Here is an 11,158-nt window from a genome sequence, read left to right on the forward strand (position 1 = left end):
GGTAAGACAGGAGGAAAGTATATGCAGTTTGAACCAAAAGAAAAGGAATACAATCAGTATGTTGAAACGATTACTCCGGTATCCAATTCGGCAAGAAACTGCCTGTGGGCGTTTCTCATCGGAGGACTGATCTGCACGATCGGACAGGTGTTATTTAATTTGTTTGAATATGCGGGACTGGATAAGGATGACAGTTCGTCTTATGTATCGATCGTTCTTGTACTCATCAGTGTGGTACTCACAGGTCTGAATGTCTATAAGAAGATCGCAAAATATGGTGGAGCCGGAACTCTGGTACCGATCACGGGCTTTGCTAATGGTGTCTGTGCTCCGATCATAGAGTTTCAGACCGAAGGTGAGGTCTTCGGTAAAGGTGTAAAATGTTTTACGATTGCAGGCCCGGTCATCATGTACGGTATCTTTACATCATGGGTGCTGGGACTGATATACTGGATCTGTAAGCTGGCAGGCTGGGTATGATTCCCGGCCTGTTTTTTCAAAAATGTTACATATGTTTTAAGGTAAAATGATGGTTTTGTGAAATATTAGATTTAAGGGGAATCTGTATTGACAGATAAAAATACCTATGATAACTTTAACAAATGGTTAAGTTAATAATAGTAGGTATCTGTATCCTTTAGCAGGATGCGTATACTCGCATGTGTAGTAAATGGAGATACATCATGAAAAAAGCAAAAAGAAGTGTTACTACAACAGTATGTGTTATTGTTGCATTGTGTGTGTGTTATCTGATATTTTGCGGAATTATTGGTAAGAAAAAGTTTTTTCCAAATACCAGTATAAATGGAATTGATGTCAGTAACATGACGGTGAAGGAAGCTGCAGCGGCTGTAGAAGATCAGTTTGCAACGGAGTACAATAACGCCGGGATTGATGTAACGTTGGAAGGTAAAACATATTGCATTGCGATCGAAGAAGCTCTGGATCTGGATGTGATCGATGCGGTACAACAGGCAAACGATGAAAGCCATGGATTTTTAACAAGAGGTTTTAATTTTATTAAGGCATTATTTGGTGAGGCAGAATATACTGCACGGCCATCGCTGAAGGATAAGAAGCCGTTGTATACTGCGATCGAACAGTCCGGGCTGACGAAGCTGGAAGGGGTAGAAGATTCCTCTTACACCGTGAAGGATGACAAGGTTATTGTTACAAAGGGCCGCGGAGGTTATACGGTAGATTCGGATAAGCTGGCAGATGAGATTGCTTCCTGCATCAGCAAGGGAGAATATGATGCGCAGCTTGAATGTCCACTTACATACAGTGATGTCGATCTGGATCTGGTATATGATCAGATTTATGTAGCACCGGCGGATGCAACACTGGATCCGGAAAATGATTACAGCGTAACAGATTCTGTGGTAGGAATCAGCTTTGATAAAGATGCTGCCAGGAAGAAGCTGGATGCGGCAGCCGATGGAGAAGAAGTCAGCTTTGATCTGGTTTATACAGAACCGGAGCTGTCGAAGGAGACATTACAGGCCTATCTTTTCCGTGATACGCTGGGATCCTTCAGTACCAATGTAGGTGGAACGGATGCAAGAAAAGGAAATGTTGCAAAGGCGGCAGAGAATTGTAACGGCACGATACTGATGCCGGGTGAAGAGTTTTCATTCAATAATGTGGTAGGACAGAGAACCATTGAGAATGGGTTTCAGGCAGCTCCATCTTATGTCAATGGGGAATCAGTAGATGAAGTCGGCGGAGGTATCTGTCAGGTATCATCCACTCTTTATGATGCCTGTCTGTATGCGAATCTGGAAATTGCAGAACGTCATTGCCATCCGCATCCATCCACTTATGTAGATGCAGGCTTTGATGCAACAGTATCCTGGGGCGGACCGGATTACCGTTTTATAAATAATACGGATTATCCGCTCAAGGTGACCGCCTCCTATAGTGGTGGTGTTGTGTCATGTGCGATTTATGGAACGAAGCTAAAGGACTTCAGAGTGTCACTGTCCAGTGAACTGGTAGCAACTTATGATTATGATACGGAATATGAGGACGACGATACACTGGAGAAAGGTGAAGAGGAAGTTTCCGTTACAGGTATCACAGGAACTAAATATCAGACCTACCGGACGGTATATGACGGAAATGGAGAGGTAATCTCATCTGAACCGGAATCTGTCAGTGTGTATGATAAACGGGATAAAGTAGTTCTTCGTGGAACCAAAGAGAAGGAAGATACCTCAGAGGAGAATTCGACTGAGGAGAAGAAGACGGAGGAAAAAACAACCGAGGAAAAGACAACTGAGGATACGACAGAAAAGAAGGACGACAAGAAAGACGATTCCAAGAAGGATGATAAGAAATCGGATAAAAAGTCAGACAATAAGAAAAAGAATGATACAAAGACAGATGATTAAATAAAGAAACAAAGAAAAGCTCATATGGAAGCCGGTTCGTAAGGATCAGGCAGCCATATGAGCTTTCTTTTGTGTTATTGATAGTATAATTATTCCGCTTCACTGTGTTCGTTTGTTTTGACCTCCTGATTGGTATACAGGTTTACATAGTGAGGACGAAGCTTGGAATATATGATTTTCTGTTCACTGTATAAGCTGTAATAACCGGATAACATATAGCTGACACTGCAACCGATCGCGAACAGCAGGATACCGCTTGCACCGAATAATTCGATGCTTAAGACCAGAGATGCCAGTGGACAGTTTACAACGCCGCAGAAGAGACATACAAGCCCCATAGCAGCTCCGAATCCTGGATCCAGTCCAATCCAGCCTCCAAGGGTACATCCGAAGGTTGCACCGATGAAGAACGATGGAACGATCTCTCCGCCACGGAATCCGCAGCCGATCGTGATGCAGGTAAACAGGAGCTTCAGAATGAAGGCTTCCGGTTTTGCTGTTCCATGGATCGCCTGTTCAATAATGTTCATACCGGCACCATTGTAGTCATTGCAGCGGACGGCAAGCGTCAGGAGAACCAGTAGCACACCGCCAACCAATATACGAAGATACTGGTTTTTCAGATATTTCTTAAATGTTTTTCCGATGACCTGCATGGACATACAGAAAAGGATGCTGAGTACGGCAGCAGCGACCGAGAGAATGATCACCCGGATCCCGGTTGCCAGTGACATTTCAGGAACCTGATTCAGAATGAAATAGGTAGGGGTGATGTGAAATTTTTCTGTGATCGCATAGGAAATGGTTGCTGACAGGATACATGGTACCAGTGCACTATAATACAGAATTCCGATGCTGATAACCTCTACACTGAAAAGTGCGGCCGTAACAGGAGTTCCAAACAGGGCAGCGAATACGGCACTCATACCACACAAGGTCATAATATGTTTATCGCTGTCATCCATTTTGATCAATTTGCCAATCGATGCACCCAGACTTCCGCCAATCTGCAGGGCAGCACCTTCCCGGCCGGCAGATCCGCCAAATAAATGCGTGATAACGGTTGTTATAAAGATCAGAGGTGCCATACGGAAAGGCACATTGTATTCCGGATTCCGAATCGATCCGATAACAAGGTTGGTTCCCTTGTCATGCTTGATGCCGCCTGCACGGTACAGAAATACGATCAACAGACCGGCTGCCGGGAGCAGGAAGATGATCCATCTGTGCCCGGAACGGAACTGTGTGACATATTCAACGCTGTAATGAAAGGCTGTTCCGACAGCCCCGCAGGAGATTCCGATAATGGCAGAACAGATCAGCCATTTAATAAATGTTTTTGCGTATCGTTTTGTTCGATCGATACAATTTAACCAGTATTCTTTTGTAAATATCATAATTCATACCTATCCAGATTGTTTTTATTCTTTCATAGATTACCCCGAATCAGCGGATTTGTCCAGAACATATTAAATATGAATAAAATAAAGAAAAGAAGCAAATGACTATCAACAGAAGAACATATGGAAATAAGGAGGCAAAAAATGAATAAAATGGTTGGAAAACAAAGTGTCAGTTTTTCAGATCCTCCATGTATTCTGGGAGCGGCTTCTATCTGTGGACCAAAGGAAGCTGAAGGACCTCTGGCGGATTACTTTGATATCCGTTCCGAGGATCCTACATTTGGAAAGGATTCCTGGGAAGAGGGCGAAAGTGAGATGATCCGGCAGGCGGTCGAGCTTGCAATCAAAAAGGCGGATAAAAAGAAAGAGGAGATCCGGTATATATTTGCGGGGGATCTGCTGGGACAGTTGATCGCAACCACATTTGGTATTAAGGATCTTGATATACCGGTATTTGGGTTGTATGGAGCCTGTTCCACCTGTGGAGAGGGATTGTCGTTGGCATCCATGACAGTTGCTGCCGGTTATGCGGACTGTGTAGTGGCAGCAACGTCCAGTCATTTTGGAAGTGCAGAGAAGCAGTTCCGGTTTCCACTGGAATATGGAAATCAGAGACCGTTATCTGCGACCTGGACGGTAACCGGAAGTGGAGCGTTTGTTGTTGGTAAGGCAGAGCCGGAAGAAGGAGCAATTCAGATTACCGGGATTACAACGGGACGGATCGTGGATTATGGGGTAAAGGACTCCTTTAATATGGGAGCCTGTATGGCACCGGCAGCGGCAGATGTGATCTATCAGAACCTGAAGGACTTTGATCGGAAGCCAACGTATTATGACCGTATCATTACCGGGGATCTGGGGAAGATCGGGCAGAAGATACTGTTTGATCTTTTAAAGGACAATGGAATAGATATCAGCAACCAGCATATGGATTGTGGTATCGAGATCTTTGATAATGAAGAACAGGATACACATTCCGGTGGCTCCGGTTGCGGATGCTCGGCTATTACGCTGGCTGGCTATGTATTAAAGCAGTTACGGGACGGAACCTGGAAGAGGGTATTGTTTGTACCGACCGGAGCACTTCTTTCCACAGTAAGCTATAATGAAGGACAGAATATACCGGGCGTGGCACATGCAGTTATAATAGAACGGAGGTAAAGTTATTTATGGATTATATAAAGGCATTTGTGATCGGAGGTGCTGTCTGTGTGCTTATTCAGATACTGATGGATAAGACGAAGCTGCTTCCGGGACGGATCATGGTGATCCTGGTATGTTCCGGTGCTGTTCTTGGAGCAATCGGGATATATGAACCATTTCTTGAATTTGCCGGCTGCGGAGCCTCGGTTCCTCTTTCCGGATTTGGTTATAATCTCTGGAAGGGAATAAAAGAGGCAGTTGATCAAGATGGATTTATCGGGCTGTTCCGGGGAGGCTTCAAGATGGCGGCAGTAGGAACATCGGCAGCATTGATCTTTTCTTATCTGGCATCCCTGATCTTTAAGCCAAAGATGGTAAAATAGTATAAAGTATATTTTTTTATATAGATCCCAGGGAATAGGAAAGGAGCCATGAGAATGATCTCTCATGGCTCCCTTTTACATATATCGTTTTTATTCTTCTGTATTTTTATGTTTGTTCTCTTTTGAGGAAGGTTCATCAGAAGATGGTTCATCGGTAGGTTCCTCTGTTGGCGGTTCATCGGTAGGTTCCTCTGTTGGCGGTTCTTCTGTTGTAGGAGTTTCCGTTGTTGGTTCCTCTGTTGTAGGCTTCTCTGTTGGCGGTTCTTCTGTCTTGTCCTTTTTGAACTTAACAGTGATCGTATGATTGCCTTTTACCTTTGAGAACTTATACTGTGAAACCGGTCCGACGGAGCTTCCGTCTACATATACATCCGAGATCACATAACCCTTATCCGGTGTGATATAGAAGGTTGTGTTCTTGCCGGATTTTACGGTTGTACTTGGGGAGATAGAACCACCGGATCCATCTACACCGGAAGTAATCTTGAAGCTGTCCTTCTTGTTGTCCTCTGTAGTCTTATTTGGATCTTCAGAATCAGAAGAGTCTTCGGTTTCTTCTTCCTCCGGATGAAGCGGACATTTCTCTTTCAGGATGTTCTGATCGTATTCAAAGTCTGCATCAATGATTTCAATCTTGCCGTCATCATCTTCTGTATAATAATAGGTTGTTGTTTCCTTACAGGTATTGGTTGCTACCTTATGGGAATCATTACAGATCACAACCTTCTTGTTTCCACCACATCGTTTGGTAGGAACGGTTCCTTCTGCAAAATAGTCTGTTATTGTTGAACAGCCTTCAACAGGAAGAAGTCCGGTATCCTTACATACGGTTGCCCGTATGATTCCGCTTGGCATTTCAAAGGTCTTGGAGGTATCCAGACCCTTTGCTTCCACGATTGCATCCATAATCTTACGCCACATGTTCTTATGATAGCTTCCAGCAGCAAAATTAGTATTTACATCAAAACCGATCCAGATCGAAGCGGTGTAATATGGAGTATATCCACAGAACCATGCATCGTAGTTGCTGGAGGTTGTACCTGTTTTACCTGCTGTATAAAGACCACATGAAAGATTTGCAGCAGTACCGGTACCGATCGTAACTACATCATGCATGGCACTTGTTAATAACCATGCATTCTGAGGAGAGATGACCGGGGATTCTTCCGGTGTTCTGTTATCGATCAGAAGCTTGCCGTCATGATCATATACCTCGGTGTAGAAGATAGGTTTGATATAATTGCCTTCATTTGCAATTGTTGCATAAGCAGCGGTGATCTCAAGGTTTGTGATACCATCTGTCAGACCACCAAGGGCAAGGGACTGGTTGATATCCGATTCAATCCCTCCGCTTGAATTTGTACGTTCTTTTACTAGGGTTGTGAATCCAAGCTTTAACAGATATTCGTAAGCAAGCTCCGGAGTAACATCTGTGATCGTCTTAACAGCAAGAATATTCATGGAATTCTGAATAGCCTGTCGGATCGTGCTTGGACCACGGTAGCCACTGTACCAGTTCCTGACTTCGCCGCCATTTGTATAGGTGTATGGTTCATCTTTGTATACGGTTGCAAGGCTCATGCCGCAGCCGTCCAGTGCAGGAAGAAAAGAGGCAACAACCTTAAAGGTTGATCCGGGTTGTCTGGTTGCTTCCGTAGCACGGTTAAAGGAACGATCCTCTGTCTTTTCACCACGACCGCCGACGATGGCTTTTACCTGACCGGTCTCCTGATCCATCAGGGTGAAGGAAATCTGTGGTTCCACTGTGACCTTATAGCTTTCAAGCTGTTCCTTGTAACCGGTTGTCTCAATCAGGTGCGCTTTGTATTCGTCAGCAGCAGCACGGGCATCTTCTTCACTGGAGAAGATTAGGTCGAAAGAGGATTGCCCCATTTCTTCCTGGAACCAGGTTACCATCATATTCTGACTGTAGTTGTACTGTTCACCGTTGTCATCTACCAGTGTCAGTGCATAGGATAACTGATAGCTGTCAGCCGGATAGTTATCTTCATCATTTAAAACATCATCACAGATATTCTGGATCTGTGTATCCTGACAGGTACGGACATCCAGACCACCGGAGTAGATCAGGCTGTCTGCCTCTGACTTGGAATAGCCCATAGCCATGAAATCATCTTCAAGCTGGCTGATGACCTCATCAATGTAATAAGAGTTGACCTTGGTAGGGGATGATTTCTTGATCGATGATACCTTTTCAATCTCGCTATATACATCATCAGCGAGTGCAGTATCGTAATCGGACTGGGAGATCATGTTCTGATCCAGCATATTTTCAAGAACCATCAGTCGTCTTTTGGCATTTTCCTCCGGGAAAACGATAGGGTCAAATTTACTTGGGTTCTGAGGGATGGCTGCCAGTACCGCACATTCGGATATGGACAGATCCTTCAGTTCTTTATTGAAATAGTATTTTGCAGCGGTTTCTACGCCGTAACGTCCCTGACCGAGATAGATTGTATTCAGGTAATACTCGGCAATGCTCTTTTTCGGAAGCACCTTTTCGATCTCAACTGCCAGATACTGCTCCTGCACCTTACGTTCGATCTTGTCAAACATGGTTTTTTCATCCAGGCCGACATTGAAGATCTGGTTTTTGATCAGCTGCTGGGTCAGTGTACTGGCACCCTGATCAAAGTCACCGGACTGGAGACCGTGGGCGAAGGCACGCATGATACCCTGGACATCGATACCGTTATGCTCCCAGAAACGTTTATCTTCAATAGCAATGAAGGAATTTACAAGTGTTTCCGGTATATCATCGTAGTAAACATACTCACGGTTGGCATCAAAGCTCGCAAGAACCATAAGCTCTTTGCCGTCCTGATCATACAGGGTTGTCTGATATCCTTTCGGGATCAGATCCTTGGCATTCACCTCTGGTGTGTCGTCCAATATGCCTTTTAACATACCAAAACCGGAACCGATTCCAAGTACGATGATCGCAAGGAATATGACCAGTAGTGTTTTGAACAGCGAAACCGATAGTTTTCGTTTATTTCGGGGTAGTTTGGAAACAAGTGCTTTTTGTTTCTTTTCCACGCCCTTTTTGCTAAAATCCATGGAAAATCCTCCTTAAATTAAGTTCAATCATAAATACAACTCATTATAGCAGAGATTTACATAATAATAAAGTAAAACTTCTGATGTGAAATAAAATTAAGACATATAAAAATGCGGATAAATCCCAAATATTTTATAGTTTTTTTGTTACACTATAGGTGGATTTTGTAGTATGATGGTTACAGAAATAAACAGAGAGGAAACAGAACAGCGATGTTTGAGTCAATTGAAGAAGCAATTTCCGTATGGAAAGAGGAGTTTTCCTTTATTGAGGATGCGAAGGTCACAGGATATGACGGAGGGTATCCGGTTGTTGATTTTACGATCCATGAAGCTGCCTTCAGTCTGGTAAAGAGTGAGAGTAAATTCAAGCGTATCATACGATCTGCCGAGATGGAAGGCGGTATAGAAGTAGGAGTATCGACCTGTTTTTATAATACAGCATATGTCAGATGGAATCCGCCGGTCATGACGATCTGTGGTTATCCTGAGGTGATCAGCCGTATATTAAAAAAGATCATGTAAACTGCCCGGGTGAATAAAAAGAAATTCACCCGGGTATTTTATATGTATTGGGATAACAGATAGGAGGCGTATACATGAACCGGGCAATACGAACCGATCTTGCCATTGAGCTGCGGGAGGATATCAAGGACCGCGGGAAGATAGACGGGATCGAAATTGAAACAAGGATCAGCCAGGAAAAAATAAAGACGACTATTATACATGTAAATGACCAGACAGGAGCCGATACGTTGGGAAAACCGGTTGGCACTTATATCACCATTGAATGTCCGGAAATCCGGGAATTTGATGAGGATATCCATAAGCCGCTCTGTAAAGAGCTGGCACATGATCTGAAAAAAATGCTGGGAGAAGCCCGTTCCATCCTGGTTGTGGGACTGGGAAACCGGGAGGTAACACCGGATTCGCTGGGACCACTGGTGACCGATCATTTATTTATAACCAGACATTTGCAGATGGAGCATATACACCTGCAGGAAGAGCCGGAATATGAAATCTCTGCGATCTGTCCGGGTGTCATGGCCCAGACGGGGATCGAGACGGTGGAGATCATCCGTGGAATCTGTGACAATATTGATGTCGATGCAGTCGTTGTAGTCGATGCACTTGCCGCCCGGAGCAGCAGACGTTTAAATAAAACGATACAGCTTGCGGATACCGGTATCAGTCCGGGATCCGGTGTTGGGAATCATCGTACGGAGATCAATTCACAGACGATCGGAGCAAAGGTGATCGCTCTTGGTGTTCCAACCGTTATTTCAGTTCCGTCCATTATAGATGGTTCTCTGGATGTTATTGCAGATACATTTAACCAGTCTTATGGAAAAAAGCTGATGGAATCTTTTTCCGAACAGCAGCGATATGAGCTGGCATATCATCTGGCTGAACCGGAGCTTGCGGATATGTTTGTAACACCAAAAAATATCGATGAACTGGTAAAACGAATAAGCTTCACAATATCCGAAGCAATAAACAGCATGATTTTCACATAACCAACATATACTGGTAAATAACTAAAATAAGAGTATTTACTGGATGAAGAACAGACGGATCATAAGAAAAACAAAATACTGCCTTTTATGGGCCGGATTGTCGATACTGATCTGGTTCGCAAATTGTGACGCAACATATCGGATGGAATTGGTAAACCGGATGGTGAACTGGCTGTTTTTTGGAAATGGATACGAAACACAGACCGAAAATATGGAAACCGTGTCGGCATCCGGGAAATATCTGGAGGATATGCTGCAGGAATATTGTCTGGCAGGAGAACTGGTACAGGGAAGCGGACAGAAGGATCAGACTGTGTCGGCGGGACAGATGACGGATGAAAAAGGAACGGACAATCTGCCGGCGCAGACTGTGATCGCACTGGATCACCGGGCGAAAGCCATAGTTGCCGCCATGTCAGACAAATATGGATATATGCGGGAGAAACTGACGGATTATGATTATATGAGATCAAATTTTTATGTTATAGACAGTACAACAAGTGTATCCAGAGAAGAATTAAATGGACAGGATCTTGCTTCCATGGATCTGACGATCGATACAGAAGAAAAGAATTATAAGGTACTGATCTACCATACACACGGAACGGAGAGCTTTAAAGATTCCGAGCCGGGAAGGGTTGAGGATACCGTAATCGGACTTGGAGACTATCTGACTGAGCTTCTTGAAGAAAATTACGGGGTAGCAGTCTATCATGATACAACGGCCTATGATATGACAGGTGGAGAGTTAGATCGAAGTGCTGCTTATGATTATGCAAGAGAAGGGGTCCAGAAGATCCTTGCGGAGTATCCGTCCATTGAGGTCGTGATCGATCTTCACAGGGATGGGGTATCCGAAGATACATATCTGATCACGGAAATAGATGGCAAAAAAACAGCACAGGTCATGTTCTTAAACGGAGTGAGCCGTCTTAATAAGAATGGTGATATCGCATATCTTGCCAATCCGTACAAAACAGAGAATCTTGCATTCAGTCTGCAGATGTATCTGACAGCGCAGGCCAATTATGATTCCTTTGTAAGAAAGATATTTGTTAAGGGTTACCGGTATAATCTGGATCTGAAACCACGGTCGTTGTTAGTAGAAGTCGGAAGTCAGACGAACACAGTAGAAGAAGCAAAAAATGCCATGGAGCCGCTGGCTGCAATTCTCTACAAAGTATTGAGCGGAAAGTGAGATTGTGTTATGATAATGAACACGAAATTATTTGCCTGCA

The 11,158-nt window shown here is 44.0% G+C and carries 9 protein-coding genes; 7 read left to right on the forward strand and 2 right to left on the reverse strand.

All coding sequences use genetic code 11. The annotated features are described in order from the left end of the window. Window positions 1-21: 21 nt before the first annotated feature. Window positions 22-480, forward strand: a complete 459-nt coding sequence (gene spoVAC / locus DWW85_RS02110; protein ID WP_021944472.1) for a stage V sporulation protein AC — start codon at window positions 22-24, stop codon at window positions 478-480. A 203-nt stretch (window positions 481-683) separates the two neighbouring features. Continuing rightward, window positions 684-2,393 carry a VanW family protein gene (locus DWW85_RS02115; RefSeq protein WP_173783364.1) on the forward strand — a complete coding sequence of 570 codons (1,710 nt, stop codon included), beginning with the start codon at window positions 684-686 and terminating at the stop codon, window positions 2,391-2,393. Window positions 2,394-2,482: 89 nt separating this feature from the next. Here the strand turns inward: DWW85_RS02115 and DWW85_RS02120 are convergent, their stop codons facing one another. Further along, complete coding sequence (locus tag DWW85_RS02120) at window positions 2,483-3,790, reverse strand: chloride channel protein (RefSeq protein WP_117807354.1); 1,308 nt, start codon at window positions 3,788-3,790, stop codon at window positions 2,483-2,485. 147 nt (window positions 3,791-3,937) lie between these two features. Here DWW85_RS02120 and spoVAD point away from each other — a divergent pair, with 147 nt between their 5' ends. Both spoVAD and spoVAE read left to right on the forward strand, forming a co-directional pair. Continuing rightward, window positions 3,938-4,957 carry a stage V sporulation protein AD gene (gene spoVAD, locus DWW85_RS02125; protein ID WP_173783365.1) on the forward strand — a complete coding sequence of 340 codons (1,020 nt, stop codon included), beginning with the start codon at window positions 3,938-3,940 and terminating at the stop codon, window positions 4,955-4,957. A gap of 8 nt (window positions 4,958-4,965) precedes the next feature. Further along, window positions 4,966-5,322, forward strand: coding sequence for a stage V sporulation protein AE (spoVAE, locus tag DWW85_RS02130; RefSeq protein ID WP_117807356.1), 357 nt, complete (start codon window positions 4,966-4,968; stop codon window positions 5,320-5,322). A gap of 90 nt (window positions 5,323-5,412) precedes the next feature. Here spoVAE and DWW85_RS02135 read toward each other — a convergent pair whose 3' ends face one another. Then, a complete protein-coding gene (locus DWW85_RS02135) occupies window positions 5,413-8,403 on the reverse strand; it encodes a PBP1A family penicillin-binding protein (RefSeq protein WP_117807357.1) in 2,991 nt (996 codons plus the stop codon). Between the two features lie 213 nt (window positions 8,404-8,616). Here DWW85_RS02135 and DWW85_RS02140 point away from each other — a divergent pair, with 213 nt between their 5' ends. From DWW85_RS02140 to spoIIP, 3 genes are all read left to right on the forward strand, one after another. Continuing rightward, a complete protein-coding gene (locus DWW85_RS02140; RefSeq protein ID WP_021943476.1) occupies window positions 8,617-8,928 on the forward strand; it encodes a hypothetical protein in 312 nt (103 codons plus the stop codon). A 74-nt stretch (window positions 8,929-9,002) separates the two neighbouring features. Then, window positions 9,003-9,920: a GPR endopeptidase gene (gene gpr / locus DWW85_RS02145; protein ID WP_117785464.1), complete on the forward strand. Its 918-nt coding sequence runs from the start codon at window positions 9,003-9,005 to the stop codon at window positions 9,918-9,920. Window positions 9,921-9,963: 43 nt separating this feature from the next. Further along, on the forward strand, window positions 9,964-11,118 hold the full coding sequence (gene spoIIP, locus DWW85_RS02150) for a stage II sporulation protein P (RefSeq protein WP_117807358.1): 1,155 nt from the start codon (window positions 9,964-9,966) through the stop codon (window positions 11,116-11,118). Window positions 11,119-11,158 lie beyond the last annotated feature (40 nt).

It is taken from the genome of Clostridium sp. AF17-21AC (assembly GCF_003461365.1).
Lineage (GTDB): Bacteria > Bacillota > Clostridia > Lachnospirales > Lachnospiraceae > Coprococcus > Coprococcus ammoniilyticus.

Excerpts from the sequence above, each read along its gene's own strand:
- spoVAE (WP_117807356.1), top strand. The coding sequence starts at position 4,966 with ATGGATTATATAAAGGCATTTGTGATCGGAGGTGCTGTCTGTGTGCTT.
- DWW85_RS02140 (WP_021943476.1), top strand. The coding sequence starts at position 8,617 with ATGTTTGAGTCAATTGAAGAAGCAATTTCCGTATGGAAAGAGGAGTTT.
- spoIIP (WP_117807358.1), top strand. The coding sequence starts at position 9,964 with ATGAAGAACAGACGGATCATAAGAAAAACAAAATACTGCCTTTTATGG.
- gpr (WP_117785464.1), top strand. The coding sequence starts at position 9,003 with ATGAACCGGGCAATACGAACCGATCTTGCCATTGAGCTGCGGGAGGAT.
- DWW85_RS02120 (WP_117807354.1), bottom strand. The coding sequence starts at position 3,790 with ATGATATTTACAAAAGAATACTGGTTAAATTGTATCGATCGAACAAAA.
- spoVAD (WP_173783365.1), top strand. The coding sequence starts at position 3,938 with ATGAATAAAATGGTTGGAAAACAAAGTGTCAGTTTTTCAGATCCTCCA.
- spoVAC (WP_021944472.1), top strand. The coding sequence starts at position 22 with ATGCAGTTTGAACCAAAAGAAAAGGAATACAATCAGTATGTTGAAACG.
- DWW85_RS02135 (WP_117807357.1), bottom strand. The coding sequence starts at position 8,403 with ATGGATTTTAGCAAAAAGGGCGTGGAAAAGAAACAAAAAGCACTTGTT.
- DWW85_RS02115 (WP_173783364.1), top strand. The coding sequence starts at position 684 with ATGAAAAAAGCAAAAAGAAGTGTTACTACAACAGTATGTGTTATTGTT.